The organism is Streptomyces bathyalis (assembly GCF_015910445.1).
In the GTDB taxonomy this organism is placed as follows: domain Bacteria; phylum Actinomycetota; class Actinomycetes; order Streptomycetales; family Streptomycetaceae; genus Streptomyces; species Streptomyces bathyalis.
In genome coordinates this window covers 5,267,861-5,293,622 of the sequence record NZ_CP048882.1, presented here as the reverse complement: position 1 = coordinate 5,293,622, position 25,762 = coordinate 5,267,861, and the positions used below count along the sequence as shown (strand labels likewise).

21 protein-coding genes are annotated in these 25,762 nt (G+C 70.5%); 11 read left to right on the top strand and 10 right to left on the bottom strand.

Going from position 1 to position 25,762, the window contains the following annotated elements:
- Positions 1-22 precede the first annotated feature (22 nt).
- The 7 genes from G4Z16_RS22995 to qcrB all read left to right on the top strand — a co-directional run bounded on the left by G4Z16_RS22995 (position 23) and on the right by qcrB (position 10,538).
- Positions 23-1,426, top strand: coding sequence for a glucoamylase family protein (locus G4Z16_RS22995; protein WP_197352577.1), 1,404 nt, complete (start codon positions 23-25; stop codon positions 1,424-1,426).
- A gap of 137 nt (positions 1,427-1,563) precedes the next feature.
- A complete protein-coding gene (locus G4Z16_RS22990) occupies positions 1,564-3,012 on the top strand; it encodes a sulfatase family protein (RefSeq protein WP_281393711.1) in 1,449 nt (482 codons plus the stop codon).
- A gap of 24 nt (positions 3,013-3,036) precedes the next feature.
- Positions 3,037-3,960: a formylglycine-generating enzyme family protein gene (locus tag G4Z16_RS22985; RefSeq protein WP_425508107.1), complete on the top strand. Its 924-nt coding sequence runs from the start codon at positions 3,037-3,039 to the stop codon at positions 3,958-3,960.
- A gap of 165 nt (positions 3,961-4,125) precedes the next feature.
- Positions 4,126-6,699, top strand: coding sequence for a beta-galactosidase (locus G4Z16_RS22980; protein WP_197352575.1), 2,574 nt, complete (start codon positions 4,126-4,128; stop codon positions 6,697-6,699).
- A gap of 247 nt (positions 6,700-6,946) precedes the next feature.
- On the top strand, positions 6,947-8,563 hold the full coding sequence (gene ctaD, locus G4Z16_RS22975; protein WP_246531350.1) for an aa3-type cytochrome oxidase subunit I: 1,617 nt from the start codon (positions 6,947-6,949) through the stop codon (positions 8,561-8,563).
- On the top strand, positions 8,560-8,943 hold the full coding sequence (ctaF, locus tag G4Z16_RS22970; protein WP_197352573.1) for an aa3-type cytochrome oxidase subunit IV: 384 nt from the start codon (positions 8,560-8,562) through the stop codon (positions 8,941-8,943). The genes ctaD and ctaF overlap by 4 nt, the downstream gene beginning before the upstream one ends.
- Before the next feature lie 32 nt (positions 8,944-8,975).
- Complete coding sequence (gene qcrB, locus G4Z16_RS22965) at positions 8,976-10,538, top strand: cytochrome bc1 complex cytochrome b subunit (RefSeq protein ID WP_197352572.1); 1,563 nt, start codon at positions 8,976-8,978, stop codon at positions 10,536-10,538.
- 67 nt (positions 10,539-10,605) lie between these two features.
- Here the strand turns inward: qcrB and G4Z16_RS22960 are convergent, their stop codons facing one another.
- The 8 genes from G4Z16_RS22960 to G4Z16_RS22925 all read right to left on the bottom strand — a co-directional run bounded on the left by G4Z16_RS22960 (position 10,606) and on the right by G4Z16_RS22925 (position 19,735).
- Positions 10,606-11,223: an SAM-dependent methyltransferase gene (locus G4Z16_RS22960; protein WP_197352571.1), complete on the bottom strand. Its 618-nt coding sequence runs from the start codon at positions 11,221-11,223 to the stop codon at positions 10,606-10,608.
- Positions 11,224-11,349: 126 nt separating this feature from the next.
- Entirely contained in the window at positions 11,350-12,324 is a 975-nt protein-coding gene (gene ku / locus G4Z16_RS22955) for a non-homologous end joining protein Ku (RefSeq protein ID WP_197352570.1), read from the bottom strand.
- 261 nt (positions 12,325-12,585) lie between these two features.
- Positions 12,586-14,037 carry a glutamate decarboxylase gene (gene gad, locus G4Z16_RS22950; RefSeq protein ID WP_197352569.1) on the bottom strand — a complete coding sequence of 484 codons (1,452 nt, stop codon included), beginning with the start codon at positions 14,035-14,037 and terminating at the stop codon, positions 12,586-12,588.
- A 131-nt stretch (positions 14,038-14,168) separates the two neighbouring features.
- Positions 14,169-15,035, bottom strand: coding sequence for an SAM-dependent methyltransferase (locus G4Z16_RS22945; protein ID WP_246531005.1), 867 nt, complete (start codon positions 15,033-15,035; stop codon positions 14,169-14,171).
- A 120-nt stretch (positions 15,036-15,155) separates the two neighbouring features.
- Complete coding sequence (locus tag G4Z16_RS22940) at positions 15,156-16,007, bottom strand: fumarylacetoacetate hydrolase family protein (RefSeq protein WP_197352568.1); 852 nt, start codon at positions 16,005-16,007, stop codon at positions 15,156-15,158.
- Positions 16,008-16,104: 97 nt separating this feature from the next.
- Positions 16,105-17,292, bottom strand: a complete 1,188-nt coding sequence (rhmD, locus tag G4Z16_RS22935) for an L-rhamnonate dehydratase (protein ID WP_197352567.1) — start codon at positions 17,290-17,292, stop codon at positions 16,105-16,107.
- The gene (locus G4Z16_RS22930; RefSeq protein ID WP_197352566.1) at positions 17,289-18,380 is read right to left on the bottom strand and encodes a zinc-dependent alcohol dehydrogenase; all 1,092 of its coding nucleotides are present in this window, start codon (positions 18,378-18,380) and stop codon (positions 17,289-17,291) included. The genes rhmD and G4Z16_RS22930 overlap by 4 nt, the downstream gene beginning before the upstream one ends.
- Positions 18,380-19,735 carry an MFS transporter gene (locus G4Z16_RS22925; protein WP_197352565.1) on the bottom strand — a complete coding sequence of 452 codons (1,356 nt, stop codon included), beginning with the start codon at positions 19,733-19,735 and terminating at the stop codon, positions 18,380-18,382. The genes G4Z16_RS22930 and G4Z16_RS22925 overlap by 1 nt, the downstream gene beginning before the upstream one ends.
- A gap of 112 nt (positions 19,736-19,847) precedes the next feature.
- Between G4Z16_RS22925 and G4Z16_RS22920 the strand changes: the two genes are divergently transcribed.
- The 4 genes from G4Z16_RS22920 (at position 19,848) to G4Z16_RS22900 (ending at position 24,734) form a co-directional block, all read left to right on the top strand.
- The gene (locus G4Z16_RS22920) at positions 19,848-20,609 is read left to right on the top strand and encodes an IclR family transcriptional regulator (RefSeq protein WP_197352564.1); all 762 of its coding nucleotides are present in this window, start codon (positions 19,848-19,850) and stop codon (positions 20,607-20,609) included.
- A gap of 355 nt (positions 20,610-20,964) precedes the next feature.
- Positions 20,965-21,489 carry a (2Fe-2S)-binding protein gene (locus G4Z16_RS22910; RefSeq protein ID WP_197352563.1) on the top strand — a complete coding sequence of 175 codons (525 nt, stop codon included), beginning with the start codon at positions 20,965-20,967 and terminating at the stop codon, positions 21,487-21,489.
- A 24-nt stretch (positions 21,490-21,513) separates the two neighbouring features.
- Complete coding sequence (locus G4Z16_RS22905; RefSeq protein WP_197352562.1) at positions 21,514-22,509, top strand: FAD binding domain-containing protein; 996 nt, start codon at positions 21,514-21,516, stop codon at positions 22,507-22,509.
- Positions 22,506-24,734: a xanthine dehydrogenase family protein molybdopterin-binding subunit gene (locus G4Z16_RS22900; RefSeq protein WP_197352561.1), complete on the top strand. Its 2,229-nt coding sequence runs from the start codon at positions 22,506-22,508 to the stop codon at positions 24,732-24,734. The genes G4Z16_RS22905 and G4Z16_RS22900 overlap by 4 nt, the downstream gene beginning before the upstream one ends.
- Here the strand turns inward: G4Z16_RS22900 and G4Z16_RS22895 are convergent.
- A complete protein-coding gene (locus G4Z16_RS22895) occupies positions 24,727-25,209 on the bottom strand; it encodes a hypothetical protein (protein ID WP_246531004.1) in 483 nt (160 codons plus the stop codon). The two genes, G4Z16_RS22900 and G4Z16_RS22895, sit on opposite strands and share 8 nt — an antisense overlap.
- Entirely contained in the window at positions 25,193-25,729 is a 537-nt protein-coding gene (locus tag G4Z16_RS22890; protein ID WP_197352559.1) for a COG4315 family predicted lipoprotein, read from the bottom strand. The genes G4Z16_RS22895 and G4Z16_RS22890 overlap by 17 nt, the downstream gene beginning before the upstream one ends.
- Positions 25,730-25,762 lie beyond the last annotated feature (33 nt).

Below are 25,762 nucleotides of genomic sequence, written 5' to 3'. Positions count from 1 at the left end.
AAGACGAAGGAGTCGCACCATCATGAAACGACGGACCATCCTCACGGCCGGAGCGGGTGCGACGGCCGCGCTCGCCCTCGGCGGCGCCACGGCCACGCCGGCCTCGGCGCGCAGCCGCGCCACGACGGCCCTGCTGCACCGCTGGTTCCGTGACACCTACGCCTCGATCGAGGCCATGCACTCGGACATGGGCCTCGCCGCCGACAAGATCGACGTCAGCGGCGCCAAGCCGAAGCGCAGCGTGCAGACCTCACCGACCAACATCGGCTGCGGGCTCTGGTCGACGGTCGCGGCCGCCGGGCTCGGCGTGATCAGCCGGCCCACCATGCGAAAGCGGCTGGCGGGCACAGTCTCGGCGGTGGAGAAGCTGGAGCGCGCCAAGGGCTTCTGGTTCAACTGGTACGACGCCGGTACGGGCGAGGTGCTCACCGAGTGGCCGGAGACCGGCGACGAGGTGCGCCCGTTCCTCTCGTCCGTCGACAACGCCTGGCTCGTGACGGGGCTGCGCATCGCGGCCGCGGCCGACCCGTCCCTGGCGGGACGCGTCAAGAAGCTGCTCGCCGACGCCGACTGGTCCTTCTACTACACCCCGTACGACGAGAGCGACCCGGCACAGAACCCCGGCCAGATCCACGGCGGCTACTGGACCGACGACAACACCTTCACCTCGCACTGGTACGGCGCGCTCAACACCGAGCCCCGCATGGCCAGTTACCTCGGCATCGCGGACGGCAGCCTGCCGGGCGAGCACTACTGGCGCACGTTCCGCACGATGGTCCCCGAGAACGAGCAGGAGCAGAAGCCCGAGGGCGAGTACGTCACGGTCGACGGCGTGCGCCTCTTCCGCGGCCACTACACCTACCGCGGCCGCAAGCTCATCCCCAGCTGGGGCGGCTCGATGTTCGAGGCCCTGATGGTGCCGCTGTTCGTGCCCGAGGGCGAGTGGTCGCCCAAGGCGTGGGGCGTGACGCACAAGCGCTACATCCGCAGCCAGATCGAACACGGCCTGGAGGAGGAGAAGTACGGGTACTGGGGCTTCTCGCCCGCCAACATCCCCGCCGGCGGCTACAGCGAGTACGGCGTCGACGCGATCGGCATGACGGTGGAGGGCTACTTCCCCAAGGGCGTCGTGACGCCCCACGCGTCGTTCCTGGCAATGCAGTTCGAGCCGGGGGCGTCCGTGGCCAACCTGGTGAAGATCGCCGATGACTTCGGCGCGTACCACGACGGGCTCGGCTTCCGTGACTCCGTCGACGTGAAGGAGGGGACGGTCAGCGACTTCATGCTGGCGCTCGACCAGGGCATGGTCGCCGCCGGACTCGCCCAGGTGCTCAGCCCCGGCCTGCTGCAGACCGCCTTCCGCTCGGGCGGCTTCGCCAGGAACGTGCGCCCGCTGCTGGCCAAGGAGGACTTCGGCATAGGCTGATCCCCCAGCAGCTCACGCGGCTGCCCGCCGCCCCGGAACGCCGGGGCAGCGCCGCCGGCTCATCCCCGGCGCTGTCCCGGCCCGCACGACGATGGACGGCCCCGCACCACCGCACCGCACGCACCGGGAAGGATTCCGTGACGCCGCCCGCGCATCCCTCTGGACAGCACGCCCGCCCCAACATCGTGCTGTTCATGACGGACGACCACGCCGTCCCCGCCATCGGCGCGTACGGCAGCGTGATCAACCGGACCCCGGCTGTGGACCAACTGGCCGCCGAGGGAATGCGGTTCGACAACACCTTCTGCACCAACGCGATCTGCTCACCGGCCCGCGCGACCCTGCTGACGGGCACCTACAGCCACGTCAACGGCATGACCTCGCTGGAGGGGCCGGACCACACCTTCGACGCGACGCAGCCGAGCTTCCCCGAGATGCTGCGCGAGGCCGGCTACCGGACCGCGATCGTCGGCAAGTGGCATCTGGGCCACGGCGGCCGCAGCGACCCCCGCGGCTTCGACCACTGGGAGATCCTGCCCGAGCACGGCGTCTACAACGACCCGACCTTCCTGACAGCCGACGGCGAGCGCACGTACACCGGCTACGTCACCGACATCATCACCGACCTGGCCCTGAACTGGCTCGACGGGCAGGACCGGGACCGCCCCTTCGCGCTGCTCGTCCAGCACAAGGCACCGCACCGGCACTTCGAACCGGCCGAACGCCACCGGAACCTCTACGCCGGCGAGGACATCCCCGCTCCCCCTACGCTCCACGACGACCTGAGCGAGCGCGCCACCGCCGCCGCCGAGGCGCGGCTTCGGATGGCCGATCTCGTGCCCGACGACCTCAAGGAGCCCGTGCCGGAAGGACTTTCGGAACGCGAGGAGCGCGAGTGGCGGTATCAGCGGTACATCAAGGAGTACCTGCGGGTGGTCGCGGCGCTGGACGAGAACGTCGGCCGCGTCCTGCACTACCTGACGGTCTCCGGCCTCGCCGAGGAGACCGTCGTCGCCTACACCTCCGATCACGGCTTCTTCCTCGGTGAACACGGCTGGTTCGACAAGCGGTTCATGTACGACCCGTCGATGCGCATCCCGCTGGTGATGCGCTGGCCCGGCGTGACCGCTCCCGGCTCCGTCAACGAGGACCTGGTGGCGAACGTGGACTTCGCACCTACACTCCTGGACCTCGCGGGGATCGAGCCCCCGGAGCGCATGCAGGGCCGGAGCCTCGTACCGCTGCTGCGCGGCGAGACGCCCGGCGACTGGCGCGACGGCGTCTACTACCGCTATTACATGCACCTCGACCACGACCACAACGTGCAGGCCTGCTACGGCATCCGCACCCGCACGCACAAGCTGATCCACTACCCGGGGCACGGCTCCGGGGCCTCGGGCGCCGGAGCGGAGCGGCGCGAGCCGGAGTGGGAACTCTTCGACCTCGAACGCGACCCCGACGAGCTGCACAACCGCTACGGCGACCCCGAATATGCCGCCGTCGCCGCGGAGTTGACCGGACAGCTCGCAGAACTTCAGCGCAGCCACGGGGACACCCCCGAGGGAGTGCTCCCGGTCCGGGAGTGACGCAAGGCGGAGGGAGGCATTTCGGTGACGGACACGACCGACGCGAGCACGCCGGAGAGGCGGGCGCCGCGGGCGTGCTGCACGCCGTCCCGTGCGGCCTCCGCACGCCCCCGACTGGCTTCGGTGCACCGCGCCGAGGGGGTACCCGGACCCCTCGGCGGCTGGCGTCCGTTGTCCGGTGGCACCTTCCTGATGGGATGCGAGGCCGCCCCGTACCCGGCGGACGGCGAAGGCCCCGTGCGTGAGGTGACGCTCCCTCCGCTGCTGCTGGCGGCGACCGCCGTCACCGCCGGCGAGTTCGCGGCCTTCGTCGAAGCGACCGGCCATCGCACGGACGCCGAACACTTCGGCTGGTCCTTCGTGTTCGGGGGCTTCCTGCCGGAGGGCTTTCCGGCCACGCGCGCCGCGGCCGCCGCACCCTGGTGGCGGCAGGTGCACGGGGCGGACTGGCGCCACCCGGAGGGCCCGCAGTCCGGCTTTGACGGCCGCGAGGACCACCCGGTCGTGCACGTGTCGCACAACGACGCGCTCGCGTACTGCTCTTGGGCCGGCACGCGCCTGCCGACCGAGGCCGAGTGGGAGTACGGAGCGCGTGGCGGCCTGAAGGGCATGCCGTACCCGTGGGGCCAGGAGCGCGACCCGGCGGGCGAGTTCAGGATGAACATCTGGCGCGGCTCCTTCCCCGACCGGAACACCGCGGCCGACGGCTACGCGGGCACCTGCCCTGTCGACGCGTTCCCGCCGAACGCGTACGGCCTGTTCAACATGACGGGCAACGTCTGGGAATGGTGCGACGGGGCCTTCGCCGACGGCTCCGACGCCGTTGCGCTGCGCGGCGGTTCGCATCTGTGCCATGAGTCGTACTGCCTGCGCTACCGCACCTCGGCGCGCATGGGGAACACGCCGGACTCCTCCTCGGGGAACACCGGCTTCCGCGTCGCGCTCTGACGCCGCGGCAGCCCGCGAACTCCTTCGCTCCGACCTCTTGTATGCGCTTCCTGTAAGCGCATACAGTCTCGGCGCACCTCGCCGAGCAGCCATCTCCCGTCGCGCACGCCACACGCGCCGCACGTCTCACGCCACACGCACGCCCACTGACTCACGGAGCCCGTCATGACGTCACATCCGGCAGACATGCGCCGCCGCGCCGTAATCGGCGGCGCGGGGGCACTCGCCGTCGCCGCCGCGGGAGGCACCGGCCTCGGTGACACGCCCGCGTTCGCCGCCACCGCCACGGGAGGCGCGCGCCCGGAGAAGCCCACCGCCTCCGGCCCGTCCGTGTCGTACGACCGCAAGCGGCTCCTGATCGACGGCGAGCCCGTGCTCGTACTGGCAGGCGAGATCCACTACTTCCGACTCGAACGCTCCGACTGGCAGTCCCGTCTCGACCTCGCCAAGGAGGCCGGGCTCAACACCATCGCCACCTACATCCCCTGGATGTGGCACGAGACCGCGGGCGGCTCGATCGACGTCACCGGCAGGACCCGCAAGGAGCGCGACCTGGGCGCGTTCCTGGACCTGTGCATCGACAACGGCTTCCATGTCATCGCCCGCCCCGGCCCGTTCACGATGGCCGAGCTCAAGGGCGAGGGGGTCCCCCGGCGCGTGCGCGAGGAGCACCCGGAGATCGTCCCGAAGGGCTGGGACGGCAGCAAGGACACCGCCCAGACGATCGACTATCTCGCGCCCGCGTTCCTCAAGGAGGTCCGGCGCTGGTACGACGCGGTGATACCGGTGATCGCCAAGCGCAAGCACCGCAAGGGCAAGCACGGTGTCATCGCCTGCCAGCTCGACAACGAGATCGGCATGCTGCCATGGGTCAGCAACCATCCCGCCCTCACCGACGGCACGCTCAAGGCCTTCAACACATGGCTCGATGAGACCTACGGCTCGAAGCTCGGCGAGCGCTACCCGTTCGCGGACAAGCCGGCCGATGAGCGCGACGCGGCCATCCGCGCCCCGAAGGACTCCTACGCGGCCGCCCTCATGCACGACCTCGGCGCGTTCACGCGCGGCCGCTTCGCGCGCTACGTCGGCGCGCTCCGCAAGTCCGCCGAGGGCAACGGGCTCAAGGGCATCCCGTTCCTCATCAACATCCACGGCACGTCGGACGGTGGCGCGAGGAAGTTCCCCATCGGCATCAGCCAGTTGATGGAGACCTGGTCGGGCGAGCAGGGGATCTTCGCCGGCTCCGACTTCTACCTCGGCGGGCTCACGGTCAAGAACGTCACCGACCTCTACCTCATCAACGCCTTCACCGAGTCGGTCCAGAACGCCGACCAGCCGCTGAGCGCCCTGGAGTTCGACGCGGGCCACGCCGACTACGGCGACAACCTGGACAACCAGGAGGACGCCGAGAGCGGCGACCTGAAGACACGGCTGTGCCTCGCGCAGGGCGTGAAGATGATCAACTACTACCTCTTCGCGGGCGGCTTCAACCCGAGGCTGGACAAGCCCGTGGGCGACGGCAACGACCGCATCGGCATCACCGGCGAGCGCCACGGCTTCTCCGCACCCGTCGACCCGGAAGGCCGGCGCAACCTCAGCTACGAGCCGCTGAAGGAGACCGTCCACGCGGTCGGCGGTCTGGCCGGTGCCCTCGCCGACATGGTGCCCGAGTACGACGACCTGGCCCTGGGCTTCGTGCCCGACCACTATCTGACGGAGTACCACCCGCCCGGGCGCGCGAGCGTCGACGCGATCCTCTCCGACATCGAGGAGATCCGGGGCTTCGGTCCGCGCGGCGCCCTCTCCCGCGCGATGCTGCTCGGCGGCTTCCGCTACAGGGCCCTCGACCTCCAGTCCGGGCGCCTCGACCCGTCCCGCACGCCCGTCCTGGCGCTGGCGACCGGCAAGAACCTCGCGACGAAGGTGCAGCGCGAACTCGTGCGCTATCTCGAGGCCGGCGGGAAGCTGCTGCTCTCCGGCCGGGTGCCGGAGGAGGACATGGCGGGCAAGGCCAGTGCGGAACTGCGCGACGCACTCGGCCTGAAGGTCGGCAAGACGCTCACCGACGCCGACCGGTTCTGGCTCTCGGCCACCTCGCACGGCTGGGCGGCCCCCCGCGCCGAAATCCGCGTGGCGAAGGCGCAGTTGTGCACCCCGAGCAAGGGCGCGACGGTGCTGCGGGAGGTCTCCACCGGGAAGGGCTGCGGCTTCGACATCCCCGTCGGCAAGGGCCGGGCCGTCGTGATCACGACCGACTACCGCTGCGATCTGGACTTCTGGCGCAGCGCTCTCAAGGCGCTCGGTGCGAGTCCGGCCATCACCCACAGCACGACCGACCCCGGTCTCTTCCTGCTCACCACCCGCGCAGTCGGCGGCAACGACGGCGGCGGCGCAGGGCGTCTGCTGCACGCGCTGAACGTCACGTCGGGGCTGGACCAGGAGTTCACCGTCTCCGAGAAGGGCAAGGCGCTCTTCGGCGGCGAGAAGCTGCGGATCCCGGGACGCAGCGGCGCGATGCTGCCGCTCGGGCTGGAGGCGGGCGGTGGACGGATCGCGTACGCCACCGCCGAGATCACCGGAATGGAGAAGGGCAGGGTGACCTTCCGCGCCGTGGGCGGTACGGACTCCGTCGTCGCGGTCGACGGCGGCGCCGGCTGCCAGGGTGCGAAATCCTCGCGTGAGGGCGGCCGCACGGTTCTGCGCGTCCAGCGGCCGGAGTTCACCGTCCACCTGGGCTGAGGCTCATACGTCACCCGGACCCGCGTCCGGGTGACCCCCGCCCCGCCCACCGGCGTGGCAGCCGAGCGTGCCCGCACGCCTTCTCCAGGGTGTTCCAGCATGGATCGCACCTCTTCGGACACTCGGCTCCGCGGACGTCTGGCGGGGAGGGCGACGGGTGAGCACAGCAGCTGAGGACGACACAGCACGGAGCTCATCGGACGCGAAGCCGCCGGCGACCAGCCGGCGGCTCACCTTCGGCAAGAGGCTGCTGAACTATCTGAGCACCACCGATCACAAGGTGATCGGGAACATGTATCTGGCCACGTCCTTCGCGTTCTTCATCGTGGCCGGTCTGATGGCGATGCTGATGCGGGCCGAACTGGCCCGCCCGGGACTGCAGATCTTCTCCGCGCAGCAGTACAACGAGCTGTTCACGACGCACGGCACGATCATGATGCTGCTCTTCGCGACGCCCACGTTCACCGGGTTCGCCAACGTCGTCATGCCGCTGCAGATCGGTGCGCCGGATGTGGCCTTCCCACGGCTGAACGCCTTCACGTACTGGGTCTTCCTCTTCGGCGGCCTGATGGTCCTCAGCGGTTTCCTCACCCCGGAGGGTTCCGCGTCCTTCGGCTGGTTCGCGTACGCGCCGCTCAACAGCGCGACGTTCTCGCCCGGTTCGGGCGGCGACCTGTGGACGATGGGGCTCGCGGTGGCGGGTCTGAGCACGATCCTCGGCTCCGTCAACTTCATCACCACGATCATCTGCCTGCGAGCGCCGGGCATGACCGTCTTCCGGATGCCGCTGTTCACCTGGAACGTGCTGTTCACCTCGATCCTTGCGCTGCTCGCCTTCCCCGTGCTGACGGCGGCGCTGCTTGCCCTGGAGGCGGACCGCAAGTACGGGGCGCACATCTTCGACTCCGCCAACGGCGGCGCGATCCTCTGGCAGCACCTGTTCTGGTTCTTCGGGCATCCCGAGGTCTACATCGTGGCGCTGCCGTTCTTCGGGATCGTGACCGAGATCCTGCCCGTCTTCAGCCGCAAGCCGATCTTCGGATACATCGGCCTGATCGCCGCGACCTGCGCCATCACCGGTCTGTCGGCCACGGTCTGGGCGCACCACATGTTCGCGACGGGCGCGGTGCTGCTGCCCTTCTTCTCGCTGATGTCGTTCCTGATCGCGGTGCCGACGGGCGTGAAGTTCTTCAACTGGATCGGGACGATGTGGCGCGGGTCGCTGTCGTTCGAGACCCCGATGCTGTGGGCCGTCGGCTTCCTCGTGACGTTCCTGCTGGGCGGAATGACGGGGGTCATCATCGCCTCGCCGCCGCTGGACTTCCATCTCACCGACAGCTACTTCATCGTCGCCCACCTGCACTACGTGCTCTTCGGAACCATCGTCTTCGCGACGTTCGGCGGCTTCTACTTCTGGTGGCCGAAGATGACCGGGAAGATGCTGGACGAGCGCCTGGGGAAGATCCACTTCTGGACTCTCTTCGCCGGCTTCCAGGGCACCTTCCTCGTCCAGCACTGGCTCGGCGAGGAGGGAATGCCCCGCCGCTACGCCGACTATCTGGCGGCCGACGGCTTCACCGCGCTCAACACCGTCTCGTCGGTCAGCGCCTTCGTCCTCGGCCTGTCCACGCTCCCCTTCCTCTACAACGTGTGGCACACCTCCAGGTACGGCAAGCGCGTCACCGAGGACGACCCCTGGGGCTGGGGGCGGTCCCTGGAGTGGGCGACGTCGTGCCCGCCGCCCCGGCACAACTTCGAGGCCCTGCCGCGCATCCGCTCCGAATCGCCTGCCTTCGACCTGCACCACCCGGAGATGGCGCGAACCACCTCGGGGCCGCGCGAGGCGGAGGGGGCGGGGCGATGAGGGTCGAGGCGCTGCTCTTCACCGGTGTGGCCGCCTTCTTCGCGGTGGTCTCCGCCTGCTACGTGCCCTTCTCGCGGGACACCGCGGGGAACGCCGCCCTGCTGGTCTCCTTCCTGATGTCCTCTCTCATCGCCCTCTTCCTGTGGGTGCAGTACCTGCGGCACGGCGACCGCGCGCAGGACCGCACGGACGCGGACGTACGGGAGGGCGCCGGGCCGCTCGCCTTCTTCTCGCCGCGCAGCTACTACCCCGTCTTCACTGCCCTGGGCACGGCGATCGCCGGGCTCGGAGTGATCTTCGGCATGTGGCTCTTCCTGATCGGGGTCGGGATCGTCGTCCCCGGCGTCGCCGGATTCGTCTTCCAGCACAACGACCGCTGATCCGCCCGTACGAGAAGTGAGGAGGACGGCGCATGCTCCAGCAGCGGAAGAGGGTGCAGCCCGGTGCCAGGGCGGGCAGGGCCGCGAAGGGCGGCTTCAAGTACCTCGACGCCCGGCTGCCGGCCGCCGAGGGCGGCTCGCTCCTGCGCAAGACCTTCCCCGACCACTGGTCGTTCCTGCTCGGTGAACTGGCGCTCTACAGCTTCGTCCTGCTCATCCTGACGGGCGTCTTCCTCACCTTCTTCTTCCACCCCGTGGGGACGGAGATCCGCTACACGGGCTCGTACGCACCGATGAGGGGGCTGCTGGTCTCCGAGGCGTACGACTCCACGCTGCGCATCAGCTTCGACGTGCGGGGCGGGATGCTGATCCGTCAGGTGCATCACTGGGCGGCGCTGGTCTTCATCACGGCGATCGGCGTCCACATGATGCGGGTGTTCTTCACGGGCGCGTTCCGCAAGCCCCGGGAGATCAACTGGGTCGTCGGAGTCACCCTGTTCCTGCTGGCGATCGTCGAGGGCTTCTGCGGCTACTCGCTCCCGGACGACCTGCTCTCGGGCACCGGCATGCGGGTCGTCCAGAGCCTGCTGCTGTCCATCCCGGTCGTCGGCACGTATCTGAGCCTGTTCCTCTTCGGCGGCGAGTACCCGGGCACGGAGATCATCCCGCGGCTGTTCACGGCGCACATCCTCCTCATCCCGGCGCTCCTGGTCGCCCTGCTCGTGGTCCATCTGATCCTGATCGTCTACCTCAAGCACACGCACTGGGGCGGGCCGGGCAGGACGAACAACAACGTCGTGGGGCAGCCGATGTTCCCCCAGTTCGCCGCCAAGTCGACCGGGCTGCAGCTGATGGTCTTCGGGGTGATCACCGTGCTGGGCGCCGTGGTGCAGATCAACCCGGTCTGGAACTACGGTCCTTACCGCACCGACCAGGTCAGCACCGGTTCACAGCCCGACTGGTACGTGGGCTTCCTCGAAGGTTCGCTGCGCATGATGCCGGGCTTCGAGACGACGCTGTGGGGCCACACCTTCATGTGGAACGTCCTCGTCCCCACGGTGATCCTGCCCGCGCTGCTCTTCATGGGCATCTACCTCTACCCGTTCCTGGAGAGGTGGCTGACGGGTGACGACAGGGAGCACCACGTGTGCGACCGCCCCCGGGAACGCCCCGCCCGTACCGCCCTCGGCGTCGCCGGCATCACCTTCTACGTCGTACTGCTGCTGGGCGGCGGCAACGATGTGATCGCCACTCTCTTCGGCGTCTCCCTCAACGGTCTGACCTGGACCTTCCGCGTGGCCCTCGTACTGGCCCCGGTGATCGCTTTCATGGTCACCCGGCGGCTGTGCCTGGCGCTGCGCGCGCACGAGCTCGAACGTGTACGGGAGGGCGAGGAGACCGGCGAGGTGCGGCAGACCATCGAGGGCGGCATGGAGCCCGAGCACCGCCCGATCCCGGTCCAGGAGCGCTACACGCTGCTGATGCGTGAGGCGCCCCGTGCCCTCGAGGCGGCGCGGAAGGGCGAGGCGGACGGGCGCGTCGAGCGGCTGCGCATCGCGCTGAGCCGCTGGTACTTCGGGGACCGCGTCGAGTGACGGTCCGCCGGCAGCTGTCTGGACGCCGCTGCCGTGACCGCGAGCGCGCACCGAGCGGGCCTCACCCTCACACGAGCCCTTCCCGCGCGGCGGTCGAGAACGGGCCGCGGCCGACGTCGTCCGGGCGCCCCAGCACGTGGAGCGTGAAGTCCGGATCGCGGCAGTCGGTCAGCAGCGTCAGGCCGGGGACCGCGCTGAGCACGGGGGCGAGGGAGCGGCCCGTGCGGAAGTGTTCGGGCGCCGGGTGGTTCCAGTGCACCGTGACGAGGGTGCCGCCGGGTTCGAGGGCTTCGACGGTGCGGTTGAGCACGTCGCGCAGGGTCCGGTCGTCGAAGTAGTAGAGGAGCTCAGAGAGCACGATCAGGTCGAAGCGCCCCTCGGGCCACGCTTCGGGGACGGCCAGTTGCCGCACCTGTACGTGCGGCAGGTGCCGGGTGCGGGCGGCGGTGAGTTCGGCCGCCGCGGCGACGCGGTCGGTCGCCAGCAGGCTGTCGCAGCGTTCGGCGAGCGCGGTGGTGAGGACGCCGACGGAGCAGCCGGGCTCGAAGGCGCTGCGGTAGCGGCGCTGCGGGAGGGCGGCGAGCGTGTGGTCGTACTTGCGCTGCACGTACCACCGCTCGGAGAGGCTCCAGGGGTCCGACGAGTCGCTGTAGAGCTGCTCGAAGTACGCGGCGGGAGTGTTCATCGCGGGACCACCTTGCGTGCTCGGCCGGATCCTCCCCCCGGCAGACGCACGGCGGGTTCTCCCCAGAGCTTCGCATCGTGTGACGAAAGGTGCATCTCGGACCGAGTGGTCGATGCCCCGTCCGGGTCAGGATGCCTTCCCGGACCGCCTGTCGCTGAGGGCCTGGATGAGCTGCTGCCGGTTCATCCGCGTGCGGCCCTGGATGCCCTGGTCGGTGGCCCGCTCGTACAGGTCCCGCTTGCTCAGCTCGGACAGCCCCCGCCCGCCCTCGCCGGAACCGGACCGCTGCCGGGAGCGCCCCGCCGGGCGGGACTCCTTCCGCGAGCCGGCCTGGTCCACGCTGCGCCGCAGGGCGTCCTCCAGGTCGACCACGTTGGTGGCCTCGGGAGGCTCCTGCTCGGCGACGACCTCCTTGCCTTCGCGCTTGGCGTCGACGAGGCGGCGCACCTTCTTCTCGTAGGTGTCCTCGTAGTCCTCGGGACGCCAGTCGACCGCCATGGCATCGATGAGCTGCCTCGCGCTGTCCAGCTCCTTGCTCCCGGCCCGCTCCCGCCCGGGCAGCCGGGGGAGCTCCCGCTCCGGGTCGCGCACTTCGTCGGCCCAGTGCAGGGTGTGCAGTTCGAGCACGTCGTCACGGGCGCGCAGCGCGACGAGGTACTCCCTGGCGTGCATCACGAAGGTCGCGACGCCGGCCTTGCCCGATTCGGCGAGGGCGGTGCGCAGCAGCCGGTAGACCTTGGAGTACTCGTCGCTCCTCGGCGCCAGGTAGTACGTGCGGCTGAAGAAGGCCGGCTCCACCTCTTCCAGGTCGACGAAGCCGCTGACCTCGATCACCTGCGACCTGCCGGGGGCGATCTCCTCCAGCTCCTCCGGCTCGACGACGATGTACTCACCGTCCCCCACGTCGTAGCCCTTGACGATCTCGTCGTAGTCGACGCGTTTGCCGGTGCGCTCGTTCACGCGCCGGTTGCGCACGCGGTCACCGGTGCCGCGCTGAAGCTGATGGAAGTGGACCGCGTGATCCTCCACGGCGGCGAACAGCTGCACCGGAACGGTCACCAGACCGAAAGTGATCACTCCGCTCCATATCGGGCGGGCCATGTCCTCGCTCTCCTTCCGCACGAGCCGACCGCGGCTCCTCGGTGCCCCGTGCGGCCGGGTACCCCCTCGGCGCGGTTCACGCCGTGCGCTCCCGGTGGTGTGCGCCTCGACGCCGCACGGCGTCGAGGCCGCCCCCGGCGATGCCAGGGGCTCGGCACGAGATGTCAGTGGGCAGGCACCGCCGGTGACCGGTCGGCAGCCCGTCCCGGCGGCTGCCCTACGGTCCTCCCGCTCGACGCCCGGCGCTCTCCCGGCTCGCGCTCAGTGGTGGAAGGCCGTCGCCTCGGCAGGCGGGCGTCCCAACGGGCCGCTCTGCCTTCGCAGTTCGGGCAGCAGCTCCGTCAGGTCGTCCAGGAACAGGTCGGAGAGGTCCGCTGTGAAGCCGTTGCGGCACACGATCCGCAGCACGGACAGGTCCTCACGGTTCGGCGGGAAGGTGTAGGCGGGCACCAGCCAGCCCCGCTCGCGCAGCCGGCGGGAGACGTCGAAGACGTCGTAGCTCCTCATGTCCGGCACCGTCGTGAATGCGAAGACCGGGAGCTGGTCGCCGTGGGTCAGCATCCGGAAGTCCCCCGTCTCCCCGATGCGGGCCGCCAGGGACCGGGCCACGTCGCGGGCGTTCTGCTGCACGGCGGTGAAGCCGCCGTGCCCCAGCCGAAGGAACGTGTAGTACTGCGCGGCGACCTGCGCGCCGGGCCGGGAGAAGTTCAGCGCGAAGGTCGGCATGTCGCCGCCCAGGTAGTTCACCCGGAAGACCAGGTCCTCCGGCAGCGCCTCCTGCGAGCGCCACAGGGCCCAGCCGACACCGGGGTAGACGAGGCCGTACTTGTGCCCGGAGGTGTTGATCGAGGCGACGCGCGGAAGCCGGAAGTCCCAGAGCAGGTCCGGGTCGAGGAAGGGCGCGATCATCGCGCCGGACGCGCCGTCCACATGCACCGGTACGTCGGTGCCCGTCCGCTCCTGGAGGGCGTCGAGCGCCCGGCACACCTCGGCGACCGGCTCGTACGACCCGTCGAAGGTGGAGCCGAGAACGGCAACGACCCCGATGGTGTTCTCGTCGCACAGCCGGGCTGCCGCCTCCGGGTCGAGGTGGAAGCGCTCGCCCTCCATGGGGACCTGACGGGCCTCCACCTCCCAGAAGTTGCAGAACTTCTCCCAGCACACCTGCACGTTGGAGCCCATCACCAGGTTCGGCCTGGCGGAGGCCGGATAGCGGTCGCCGGCACGCCGGGCCCAGCGGCGCTTGAGGGCCATGCCGGTGAGCATGCACGCCTCGCTGGAGCCGGTCGTGGAGCAGCCGACGGCCGCGGACGGATCCGGGGCGTTCCACAGGTCGGCGAGCATCGCCACGCAGCGCCGCTCCAGCTCGGCCGTGCGCGGGTACTCGTCCTTGTCGACCATGTTCTTGTCGCGGCACAGGGCCATCAGCTCGCCTGCCTGCGGCTCCATCCACGTCGTGACGAAAGTCGCCAGGTTCAGGCGGGAGTTGCCGTCCAGCATCAGCTCGTCGTGCACGAGCTGCCGGGCCGCGTCGGGTGCCATGGGTTCGTCCGGCAGCCGGTGGCGGGGAGGCTCCGTGGTCATTCCGCTGACGGGATCGGCCTCGCCGTACAAGGGGTTGACGGAGACCGCGCGGGGTTCCGCACGGGTCCGTGTCCCGTCGGCTGTGCCGTCGCCGGCGCGGTCAGCGATCCGGCCCTTGTGCAGCGACATGTGTCAGCGCCTCCCGGGCGGCGGTCGCGGATGGCCCTCTGCCGCGAACCTACGGTCACCCGGCGCCGGAGTCCCGTGGAGCTGAGCCGGTCGGGGGCACCGGGCGGGGTGCGCCGGCCTCCGCTCCGCGCTCAGGGCTTGAGGGCCAGCCCCGCCCAGAGCCCGACCTCGGCGTCCGCCACGTCCTGGTCGCCCCCGATGCACGCTCCCGCCTGCCGGTACGGACGCCAGCGGTGCGGCACCACGATGCCCGGCTCGAGGAGTTCCAGTCCGTCGAAGAAGCGGGCGAACTCCTCCCGGCCGCGCGTCTGCGCCCGTGCCACGCGTTCCGTGTAGACCTGCCCGGCCCGGCCGGTCTCCAGGGGCGCGAAGTCGCTCGTGCCGTGGGTGAGGACGAGCGCCGAACCGGACGGCAGCGCATCGGCGAAGCGCCGCACGATCCCGTGCGCGTCCTGGTCGTCGGGCACGAAGTGCAGCAGCGCCAGCATGCTCAGCGCGACCGGACGCGTCAGGTCCAGGACCCGCCCCAGCTCCGGCGACCGCAGGATGGAGTCGGGGTCGGTGAGATCGCCCTCCAGGCAGGCCGTCCGCCCGTCCGGCGAACCGTTCATCAGGGCGCGGGCGTGTGCGAGCACGAGCGGGTCGTTGTCGACGTACACGACGCGGGCCCGCGGGTTCTGGCCCTGGACGATCTGATGGAGATTCGGTTCGGACGGTATGCCCGTACCGATGTCGAGGAACTGGTCGAGCCCCAGCTCCGCGCAGAGCACGCGGGCCGCGCGGTGCATGAACGCCCTGTTGGTACGGGCGCAGATGCGCACGCCGGGCCAGACCGCCATCACCTGGTCACCGGCCTCGCGGTCCACCTCGTAGTTGCTCTTGCCGCCCAGGTAGTAGTCGTAGACGCGAGCGATGTGCGGCCGGTCCATCCTCAGGTCACCGGGATCGCCGGTACCGGCCCAGGGATCGCCGGTACCGGCCGTGCACTCGTCCCCCATGAACCGGCCTTCCGTCGGTGCCGAGCGGGATCTCCCGCGCCCGGGATTTCTCCCCCGCGCGCCTCTGCGTCACACCAGGGTCACGCACCGGAGCTGGATCCGGACCGGCCGCACCGCCGTTCACGCCTTGCCGAGCTCCTGCCGCTGGGCCCCCAGTCCGTCTATCTCCAGCTCCATCACGTCCCCCGGCGCCAGGTAGGGATGGCGCCCCGAGAGGGCGACACCCTGCGGGGTTCCGGTGTTGACGACGTCGCCGGGCTCCAGCACCAGGTACTGGCTCAGGTGGTGCACCAGGAAGGCGACGGAGAAGATCATGTCCGCGGTCGAGGAGTCCTGCCGGGGCTCACCGTTCACGAAGGACCGCAGCCCGAGCCGCTGCGGGTCGCCCACCTCGCCGGCCGGCACCAGCCACGGCCCCAGCGGGTTGAAGGTCTCGCAGCACTTGCCCTTGGACCACTGACCGCCGGACTCCTCGATCTGGAAGGCGCGTTCGGAGACGTCGTTGGAGACCGCGTACCCGGCGACGTGCGCCAGCGCCTCCTCCGGCGAGTCGAGGTAGCGGGCACGGCGGCCGATGACGACGGCGAGTTCCACCTCCCAGTCGGTCTTCTCCGCCCCGCGGGGGATCAGCACGTCGTCGTACGGGCCGACCACCGTGTTCGGGGTCTTGAAGAAGACGACGGGCTGCTTCGGCGGCGCATCGCCCGATTCGGCGGCGTGCGCCGCGTAGTTCTGGCCGATGCACAGGACGGCGCCCGGGCGGGCCACCGGTGCCCCCGTGCGCAGCCCGGCGGTTTCGAGGGCGGGCAGCTCCCCCGCGGCGAGGGCCGCACGGGCCCTGGCGATGCCGTCCTCCGCGAGAAAGCCGCCGTCGATGTCGCGGGTGACCGGTGTCAGGTCGAAGGCGCGGTCGTCGTCGTCGAGAACGGCGGGGCGCTCGGTGCCGGGTTCTCCCAGGCGGATCAGACGCATGAAGATCTACGTTCCTTGCTCGTTCGTTCGGTCGCTCGGTCGTCCGGTCACAGCGGGGTGCACTCGCGTGCCGCCCCGGCAGGTCGATGAAGGGGCGTCAGTGCTGGAAGGGCCGCCGCAGCGCGCATTCGGGGTTGAGACGCACCCCGAATCCGGGGGTATCGGGCAGCGTCAGCCGTCCGCCGACGGGCACGGGCTCGTCCAGCAGGAGGGGGCTGAACATGGGCACGACCTCGTCCGCCTGCGGAGCCATCATCAGGAACTCGGCGAACGGGCTGTTGTGACGCGTGATCACGAAGTGGTACGAGTACACGCTCGATCCGTGCGGCACGACCAGCTTTCCGTGCGCGTCCGCGAGCGCCGAGATCTTCACGAGCTCGGTGAGCCCGCCGCACCACCCGACGTCGGGCTGGAGGATGTCGGCGCAGTCCATGTCCAGCAGCAGCCTGAACCCGAGCCGCCCTGCTTCGTGCTCCCCCGTCGAAGTGAGCATCCCCGGCGGCAGGTTGCGCCGCAGCTCGGCGTAGCCCCAGTAGTCGTCCGGGGGCAGGGCCTCCTCGATCCAGCGCACGCCCTGCCCCGCGAGACGGTGCCCGAGGCGGGTCGCGTACGGCACATCGAGCGACATCCAGCAGTCGTAGGCGAGGAAGAAGTCGTCCCCGACCCGCTCGCGCATGGACGTCATCGCCTCGACGTTGGCCCGCAGCCCCTCCTCGCCCTCGGCGGGCCCGTGCCGCAGCGGCATCTTGCCGCCGATGAAGCCCATCGACTCGGCCAGGTCGGGACGGGCGCCCGTCGCGTAGAAGACCTGCTCCTCACGGACCGGTCCGCCCAGCAGCGCGTGGACGGGCTGTTCGCGGAGTTTGCCGAGGAGGTCCCACAGGGCGAGGTCGACCCCGCTGATGGCGTTGAGAACCAGGCCCTTGCGGCCGTAGAAGAGGGTGGACCGGTACATCTGGTCCCAGATCCGCTCCAGGCCGGCGGCGGGTGCGCCTTCGACGAAGCGGGCCAGGTGGTTCTCGATGATCCAGGCGGCGGGTTCACCTCCGGTGGTAACGGCGAACCCGACGGTCCCGTCGTCCGCCTCGGCCTCGACGACGAGCGAGCCCAGGACGTCGATCCCGAAGCTCTGGCGGCTCTGCCGGTACTCCGGGTAGACGGACATCGGGGTGGCGATGTGGTCGTCGATCCAGTGGCCGGCAGGCTGGTCGTGGTAGTCGGCTCCGCCCTGCGCGTCGACGGTGTAGGCACGAAGGTGGCGGATGCGCGGGTTGCGAACGCTCACTGGTGGACCTCCTCGGCCGTGGTGCCGGATGTGGTGACGCCGCGCGGGTGGACCAGCACCTTGCTCGCCTGGTCCTCGCCCCGCGCCAGGGCGGTGAAGCTGCGTGCCGCGCCGGTCAGGTCCACGCGCCCCTCGATGAGGACGGACAGATCGGTGTCCGTCCGAGCCACCCACTGCGCGGTGCGGGTGAACTCGTCCGCCGTGTAGCAGAAACTGCCGATGAGCGAGCGTTCCTGGGTGCTCAGGGAGTACGCCGGAAGCGCCAGCCGCGGCGCGTGCATGCCCACCAGGACGATCCTGGCGCCGAGCGCCGTGAGGCCGAGGGCCTGGCCGGCGGTCTCCTCCGCGCCGACGGCGTCCAGCGCCAGCGTGGGCCGCCCGCCCAGCAACTCCAGTACGCGCGGCTCCAGTTCACCGTCCCTGGGATCGACGGACCGCAGACCCAGCTTCTCCAGGAGCACGCGCCGCCCGGCATGCGGTTCGCTCACGACCACGCGCCGCGCGCCGAGCCGCAGGGCTCCCAGCGCCGCCGCCTGCCCGATGGGGCCGCCACCGATGACGAGAACGAGGTCGTCGGGGCCGCATCCGCCGCGCACGGCCGCGTGGTGGCCGACGGCGAGGGGTTCCACGAGTGCGCCGTACTCCGGCGGCATGCCTTCCGGGAGCACGACGACGTTCGCGGCGGGAAGGGTCATCGTCTCGGCGAAGGCTGACCGCAGCGCCGGGTCGACACCGATGACACGGCGGGACGGGCAGAGCTGCTGCGCCCCGGCGTGGCAGGCCTCGCAACTGCCGCAGGAGATCACGGGGTTGACGGTCACCAGCTGCCCGACGGCAAGCTCCTCCTGGCCGGCCCGGCTCCTAGCCCGGTCCGCTCCGTCACCGAGCTGCGTGATCCGTCCGACCGTCTCGTGGCCCATCACCTGGCCCGGGAAGCGGCGGCCGTTCTCACCGGTGAAGCCGTGGATGTCGGAGCCGCAGATGCCGGTGGCGAGGACGGACATCGCCACTTCGCCCTCGGCGGCGCGGGGTTCGGGAAGCTCCTCGACCTCGAGTTGCCAGTGGTCCTTCATCACGAGCGCGCGCATCAGCGGATCCTGCTCTCCTTCTCGGTCCCTACGAGCCCTTCACCCGTCCGGTTCGCCCCGGGCTGCGGGGTCCGGCGCTGCCACGCGCCGAGTCCCGCGATCAGCACGGCGCCGAACAGGGTGAATCCGGCGATGACTTGGAGCCCGGCGCTCGGGGAACCGGCCACCCCGTCCGCCCAGGTCTTGACGTTCGGTGCGACGAACCCGCCGATCGAGCCGAGTGAGTTGACGAGCGCGATGCCGCCCGCCGCCGCGGCGCCGGTGAGGAAAGCGGTGGGCTGGGTCCAGAACACGGGCTGCACGGCGATGAATCCGGCCGCCGCCACACACAGGGCGACCAGCGCGAGCGCCGGCGACCCGGCCAGCACCGATCCGGAGATCCCGGCGGCGCCCGCGATCAGGCAGCAGGCCGCCACCGGCAGGCGCCGCCCGGTGCGGTCACTGACACGGCCCGCGACGACGGAGCCGACGATGGCGCACACCCACGGGATCGCCGTCACGAGGCTGACCTCGAACCCGACGGTGGTGCCGAGCAGTTCGCCGACCTGGGTGGGCAGGAAGAACGTCACGCCGTAGACGGAGACCTGGATGACGAAGTAGATCAGCGACAGGTACAGCACCCGGCCGCTGCGCAGCGCCCGCAGCACGCTGCTCTCCTCCTTCTCACCGTCCTCCGCCGCGACGGCAGTTGTGAGGGCCGCCTTCTCCGTGGGCGTCAGCCAGCGTGCGGATCCGGGCGAGTCGGGAAGGACGCGCAGCGCGATCAGCCCGACGGCGACGGTGGCCAGGCCCTGTACGAGGAAGAGCCACTGCCAGCCGTGCAGCTCGCTGATGCCGTCCATCTCCAGCAGCAGCCCGGACAGAGGGCTGCCGAAGATGAACGCGAGCGGGGCGCCGAAGTAGAACAGCGCCATCACCCTGGCCCGGTGGGCCGCGGGCACCCAGAGCGTCAGGTAGTAGATCACCCCGGGGAAGAAGCCCGCTTCGGCGACGCCGAGCAGGAAACGCAGCCCGTAGAAGACGGGAGCCGTGTGCGCGAACATCAGCGCCGCCGAGACCAGACCCCAGCTGATCATGATGCGGGCCATCCACCTGCGCGCACCGAAGCGCCGCAGCAGCAGGTTGCTCGGCACCTCCAGCAGCACGTAGCCGAGGAAGAAGATGCCCGCACCGAAGGCATAGGCGGCGTCGCCGAGCCCGGTGTCCGCCTGGAACGACTCCTGGGCGAAGCCGATGTTGACGCGGTCCAGGAAGGCCAGCACGTACATCAGCAGCAGGAACGGCACGAGGCGGCGCATCGCTTTGGCCACTGCTGAGGCCACCTCAGGCGCACCGGCTGCCCGGGTCTCTGTCATCGCTGCTCTCCGGCTCTTGAGAAGTTCCTCTACATGAACTACCGTTCTCATCCAAGAACAGTTTCATGTGACGTGACGGCGTCCCGCACTGTCAAGACCCGAGGGGGAATCCATGGCCGACCAGACGAGCGGGGTGAAATCCGCCGACAGGGTGCTGGCGATCCTCGACCTCGTCGCCGACCGCGGCCCCGTCCGCTTCACCGACGTCACATCCGGCCTCGGCCTTCCCCGTTCCAGCGCGCACGGCCTGCTGGCGACACTCGCCGCCCGCAACTACCTGGAGTTCGACGAGGAGACGAGGCGCTACGGCCTGGGCCTGAGCGCCTGGCGGCTCAGCCAGGCGTACTCCGGCCACGGCGATCTCGAACGGCACGCCCGCCCGCTCATGGAGGAGCTGGCGACGGAGAGCGGCGAGACCGTCCAACTGGCGCGCCTGGAAGGCATCCACAACGTCTACATCGCCATCGCCCACTCGCCCCGGCCGATGAAGCTCGTCTCCCACGTCGGCTCCCGGCTGCACGCGCACGCCACCGGCGTGGGCAAGATGCTGCTGGCCGGCCTCTCACCCGAGGAGGCCCGGCGCCGGCTGACCGCGGCGGAACTCCCCCGGCTCACCGACCGCACCGTGACGGACGTCGACGAGCTGATGGACGTCCTGAACTCGGCCCGCGAGGCCGGATACGCCGAGGACCACGAGGAGTACGTCGAGGGCTGCCGGTGCGTGGCGGTGCCGGTGCTCGGCCCCGGCGGAGAGACCGTCGCCGCCATGTCCGTCTCGATGCCCGCGTTCCGCTGCGACGACGAGCAGGCCCGCGCCCACCTCGAACTGCTGCGGGCCACCGCCGTGAAGCTCCAGCGGCTCACGGGCGGCTGAGCGCCCGCGCCCCGGCCCCGGTTCAGAACCCCGGATAGAGCCAGCGCCGCAGCACCCTGCTCAGCCCCGGCATCACGGCGTAGGTGAGCAGCGGGGCGAGGAAGAGGGGAAAGACCATCGTGGCCGCGGGTGCTCGAACTCCGCCTGCTTCCCGGGAATGACCTCCCAGGTGAAGACCACCGTCACGGCCTTCCGCCGAGACGTCGCGCCGTCGCTCGTCCCTGTCACCGGCTTCCCCTGTAGCGCGTCCCACCGGAGTGCGTCCCACGGGCCGCAACGCAGTCTGATTTGAGCAATATTGACCTAGTATGTGCCCTTCGCGGTGATATTCGTCAGAGCCCTCCCGGAGGTGCACATGTCCGTACGCGGCCCCGCGATCACCGAGCGCGGCCCGGGTCTCGGAGAACGCGGCCCCGGGCCGGTGCCGGTGACGCTGTCGGTCAACGGGGCCGAGCGTCCCCTGGAGATCGAACCGAGGGTGAGCCTGCTCGACGCGCTGCGCGAGCACCTCGACATGACGGGCTCCAAGAAGGGCTGCGACCAGGGCGCCTGCGGCGCGTGCACCGTATGGGTGGACGGACGCCGCGTGCTGGCGTGCCTCACTCTCGCGCTCTCCTGCGAGGGCCGCGAGGTCACCACCATCGAGGGCCTGGCCGGACCGAACGGTGAACTGCACCCCATGCAGAGGGCGTTCATCGCCGAGGACGCCTTCCAGTGCGGCTACTGCACCTCCGGCCAGATCATGTCCGCCGTGGCACTGACCGCCGAGGGCCACACCGGCGACGACGAGATCAAGGAATGGATGAGCGGCAACCTCTGCCGCTGCGCCGCCTACCCCCACATCCGGGCCGCGGTCCGCGCCGTCCGCGACGAGTCCTGAGACCCGAGAAACGGAGTACGTCCCGTGCGGCTCATCACCTACTCCCGCGCCGCCGACGCCGCCGGCGCGATCACGGCCGTCAGCACCGACCCCACGAGTGACTTCCTCGCCGGCGGCACCACCGAGGTCGACCTCCTCCGGCAGAACGTGCTCACACCCCGCCGGCTCGTCGACATCAACGACCTGCCGTTCACCGGAATCGAGGAGGCGCCCGACGGCGGGCTGCGCATCGGCGCTCTCGCCCGCATGAGCGAGGTGGCCGCCTCCCCCCTCGTACGGGAGAGGTATCCGGTCATCGCCGAGGCGCTGGAGGCGGGAGCGTCGCCGCAGCTGCGCAACATGGCCTCCATGGGCGGCAACCTGCTGCAGCGGGTGCGCTGTCCCTACTACCGCGACGCCGTCTCGCCCTGCAACAGGCGCGAACCCGGCACCGGATGCTCCGCCATCGAGGGCTTCAGCCGCGGCCACGCGGTGCTCGGCACCAGCGACCAGTGCATCGCCACCCACCCGTCCGACGTGGCGGTGGCACTCGCCGCCCTCGACGCACGCGTGCACACCCAGGGCACCGGCGGTGAACAGGCATACGGCATCGACGACTTCTTCCTGACGCCGGGACACACCCCGCACCGTGAACACCCCCTGGAGCACGGCGAGCTGATCACCGCGATCGAGGTGCCTTCCGCGCCGATCGGCCGCCGCTCGGTGTATCTGAAGGTCCGCGACCGCGAGAGCTACGAGTTCGCGCTGGTCTCCGCCGCCTGCGCGCTGTCCCTCGTGGACGGCACGATCGCGGACGTACGCCTGGCACTGGGCGGCGTGGCGACCAAGCCCTGGCGCGCCCACCGCGCCGAAGGCGTCCTGCTCGGGGCGCCCGCCGGCAGGGACAGCTTCGCCGAGGCGGCACGCGTGGAGCTGGCCGACGCCCGGACCACCGCCCACAACGCCTTCAAGACCGAGCTCGCGCAGCGCGTGATCGTACGCGTCCTGGAAACCCTCACGGCGAACGGGAGAACCTCATGACCACGGCGATCGGAGCACCGCTCGAACGGGTCGACGGCCGCCAGAAGGTCACCGGCTCGGCGCGCTACTCGACCGAGATCCCGGCCACCGGCATGGCTCACGCCTGCCTGGTCGGGGCACGCATCGCCAGCGGCCGCGTCAGGTCGGTCGACGCCTCGGACGCCCGGGAGGAGCCCGGTGTCCTCGCGGTGCTCACGCACGAGAACCTGCCGCGGATCGCCACCCAGCCTCCCCTGGTGCCCTCCCTCTTCGGCGGCCCGGCACCCGGCGAGACGTTCTTCCCGATGCAGGACGACATCGTGCACTACGGGGGCCAGCCCATCGCCCTCGTCGTGGCCGACACCCACGAACGCGCCCAGCACGCGGCGTCGCTGCTGCGCGTCGGGTACGAGGCGTCCGAGCCGCTCACCACCATCGAGCAGGGCCGGGACCAGGCGTACGAGGCCGAGAAGATCTTCGGCGGCTTCCTTCCCGGCCGCAGCGCGCGGGGCGACATCGAGGAGGGGATCGAGAAGGCGGACATCGTGGTGGAGGCGACGTTCGACTACGCCGCCAACAGCCACAATCCGCTGGAGGCTTCGGGCACCACGGCGATCTGGGACGGCGACGAGCTGCTCCTGTACGACGGCACCCAGGGCGTCAACGCCACCCAGCTCACGGTGGCCGCGCTCCTCGGGATCCCGCTCTCGAAGATCCGGGTTCTCAGCCAGTTCGTCGGCGGCAGCTTCGGCTCGAAGGCCATGATCTGGCACCACCCCGCGCTCGCTGCGCTGGCCGCACGGGAAGTGGGCCGTCCCGTCAAGCTGGCCCTCACGCGCGAGCAGATGTTCACCGCCTGCGGCCACCGCGAGGAGCAGGAGCAGCACATCACCCTCGGGGCGACGAACGACGGCCGGCTGACCGCGCTGCGTCATCACAAGCTCTCCCCCACCTCGCACTTCGACGACTGGGCCGAGCCGTCCCTCAACTCGGCGGCACAGATGTACGCCTGTCCCAACTACGAGGGCGTCTACCGGCTCATCCGCGCCAACACCATGACCCCCACCTTCATGCGCGGTCCCGGCGACTCCACCGGCATGTTCGCCCTCGAGTGCGCGATGGACGAGCTCGCCGAGAAGACCGGCCTCGACCCGATCGAGCTGCGGCTGCGCAACTTCGCCGACGCGGACCCGGTCTCGGGCAACCCGTGGTCGAGCAACGGCCTGAAGGAGTGTTACCAGCGCGGGGCCGCGAGCTTCGGCTGGCACGACCGCGACCCGGCACCGGGCTCCCGGCGTGAGGGCAACTGGCTGATCGGCACGGGCATGGCCGCTGCCGGCTATCCGGCGCCGCCCCCCGGTACACCGCAGCGTGCCAGGGCGCGCATCTACGCCGACGGCAGCGTCGTGGTGCAAGGCGCGACCACCGAGTTCGGCACCGGGGTGGCGACCGTGATGGCGCAGGTCGCCGCCGACGTCCTCGGAGTCCCCGTGGAGCGCTGCCGCTTCGAGAAGGGCGACACCGACTTCCCCGGCATCGCCTCGGCCGTCGGCTCCGCGGGCGCCGGGATGATCAGCGCCGCTGTCCACGCAGCAGCGACGGCTCTGCGCGAGCAGCTCATCGGCGAGGCCGTCGCGGACAGCGGCTCACCGCTGCACGGCGCGGACCCGGCAGGCGTCGTCGTGCGGAACGGGACCATGAGCGCGGGCACGTCCTCCGAGCAGTACACGGACCTGCTGCGGCGCAATCTCCGCCCCGACGCCGAGGCTTCGGGCACCTGGAACCCGCCGGGCATGGACACCCCGTACGCCATGCTCACCTTCGGCGCCCAGTTCGCGGAGGTCGCCGTCGATCCGGAGCTGGGCCTGGTACGGGTGAGGCGCATGACCGGTGCCTTCGCGCCGGGCCGTGTGCTCAACGCGCGCACGGTGCGCAGCCAGCTCATGGGCGGGATGCTCTGGAGCCTGGGCCAGGCGCTTCTGGAGTTCAACCGCATGGATCCCGCCACGGGCCGCTGGGTCTGCAACAGCCTGGGCGAGTATCTGGTCCCGGTGAACGCCGACGCGCCCGATGTCACGGTCGAACTCGTCGACGTCGAGGACCGGATCGTCAATCCGCTCGGCGTGAAGGGCGTCGGCGAGATCGGGCAGGTCGGAGCGAACGCCGCGATCGCCAACGCGATTCACCACGCCACGGGCCGCCGCATCCGGAAGATGCCGATCATGATCGAGGACATCATCAGGTGAATCCGCCGGAATCCATGGCCCGGTCCCGCGCACCGGGTCGGCGCCGGCGCTTCGTGGTGAGCATGAGCAGCGCCGTGGCGATCACGGCGACCGCCTGGGAGACGAGCGCGACCGACTTGTCCACACTCCACGACGGGTCGTACATGCCGGGGAACGGGCCGAACTCTCCCACGTCGACGTACCGGTAGATCAGCAGCAGGGCGAGCCCCCCGGCGGCCACGACGAAGGCGAAGAGGTCCGCCGGCAGCCGCCGCCACACGAGTACCAGCAGCGCCGCCAGCGCTCCGAGTGCGGCCTCGAGACGGAAGAGGTCGCCCTGGCTGACGGACGCGACGACTCCGTCGAACGTGGGCGCGAGGTGCGCGTGCACATAGGCGTTCACGGCGAGACCGGCCGCGGCCAGCACTCTGGCGAGGGCCCGCAGGAAACGGTGCGAGGCGCGCGCGGGGCGCCTGTGGTCAGTAGCCGCCGCCACCACCGCCGTCCTTGGCCTTTTTCTTGACGGCCTTTCCGTCGGTGCCGAGCACGTACCACTTGGCCCCGAACTGATCGAGCCCCTGGCCGTTGGTCTGCCCCGCCTTCTGGTCGCCCTGGTAGTAGTACAGCGGGCGGTCCTTGTAGGTGACCTGCGTCTTGCCGTCGCGGCGCTCGGACGTGCCGAGGAGGTCCTTCTCCACGCCGCCCTCCCCCGCGACCGGCCGGCCCTTGACGATCATCGGCGGCCACGCCTGCGCGCAGGCGCCCGAGCACGTCGACTCGGGGCTCTTGTCCTTCTCGAAGAGATAGAGGGTCTTGTTCTGACCACCGGTCAGGTACGTCCCGAGGCCGCCGTCCGAACGGGCGTTCACCGTCTTGGCGTTCGCGGAGCTCTCTGCGTGCTCGCTCGGCGATTCGGAGGCTCCTGAACCGCCGTCACCTCCGTTGCCGCAGCCGCTGCCCAGGATGAGCAGCGACGCGGCGGCCGCGACGGTCGCCCCTCTGACGCCGTTCCTCATCGGGCCTCCTCTGCACGGACTCCTCCTCACTAG